The sequence below is a fragment of the Methylobacterium sp. SD274 genome, from assembly GCF_017355285.1.
Taxonomy (GTDB): domain Bacteria; phylum Pseudomonadota; class Alphaproteobacteria; order Rhizobiales; family Beijerinckiaceae; genus Methylobacterium.
On record NZ_JADIJP010000076.1, the window covers coordinates 1 to 1,202 of the forward strand.

General features: G+C 66.5%; 1 protein-coding gene. It reads left to right on the forward strand.

Annotated features, from left to right (window positions below):
* Positions 1-948 (forward strand): IS110 family transposase (locus tag IPV08_RS24300; RefSeq protein WP_207414420.1); only part of this gene is annotated, 948 nt, incomplete at its 5' end.
* Positions 949-1,202: the final 254 nt, after the last annotated feature.

The window sequence follows — 1,202 nt, forward strand, 5'->3', positions numbered from 1 at the left end:
CTGCGACGGCGGATGCGGCGCGAGACGGTGATGACCTTCGGTGCGACGCTTCCAGCCTGCATCATCGCGATGGAGGCGTGCTGTGGCGCGCATCACATGGGCCGGGCGCTCGCCGCTCAAGGCCACACCATCCGGTTGATGTCGCCGGAATATGTGCGGCCCTACGTCAAGGCACAGAAGAACGACGACCGCGACGCCGAAGCGATCGCGGAGGCTGCGACTCGTCCGACCATGCGGTTCGTCACACTGAAGTCGGAAGCGCAGCTCGACATGCAGACCCTGCACCGGGTGCGGGACCAGCTCGTCGGCGAACGCACCGCCCTGATGAACCAGATCCGAGCCGTCCTTCTGGAGCGCGGTCACATCGTCCCACAGGGACGCGCCAAGCTCGCCGCCAGCTTGGAAAGTCTGCTCGATACCGAGGCGGTCTCAGACCTCACACCACGGATGCGTAGCCTGATGGCGGATGTCCGGGAACGCTGGCAGTCCCTCGATGGGCGCATCGCAGCACTCGATGCAGAGTTCGCCGAACAGGCTCGGACCGACGAGAGCGCTCGCCGGCTCACCACCATCCCGGGCATCGGCGCACTCAATGCCACAGCGCTGGTCGCGGCGATCGGCGATGTCGGCACTTTCGCTCGCGGACGTGATCTGGCGGCCTGGCTCGGCCTCGTCCCGCGTCAGGTCACCACCGGCGGACGACCACGCCTCCTCGGGATCACCAAGCGCGGCAGCAAGTACCTGCGCAAAATGCTGATCCAGGGCGCACGGGCCGCGATGCCGACCCTCCGCAAGAGCGAGACGCTGATCGGCCAGTGGCTACGAGGCCTGCTGGCGCGGGCGCACGCCAACACTGCCGTCGTGGCGCTGGCAGCCAAGATGGCCCGGACCGTCTGGGCGCTGCTGCGGCACGAACGCGTCTACGAGCCGGCGGCGGTGGCTGCCTGAACCGAGCTTGGTCGGCGAAGCTTTCGTCGGCCTTCCGATGTCTGCGAGCGGTGAGAGGAAGATGGCCTGACAGTCGATCGGTGTTCTGGAAGCCTCCGGCGAAAAATGGCGCTCGACGCCGACCCCTTTATGAGGACCAGAACGCGCGGATCTCCATCTTGGCCAACGGCACCGCCGAAAGGCCGGATACGTTTATGCAGACTGCTCAGACCAGCGGATCATCAGCCACTTGCGGACGGGGCGGGCCATACGTT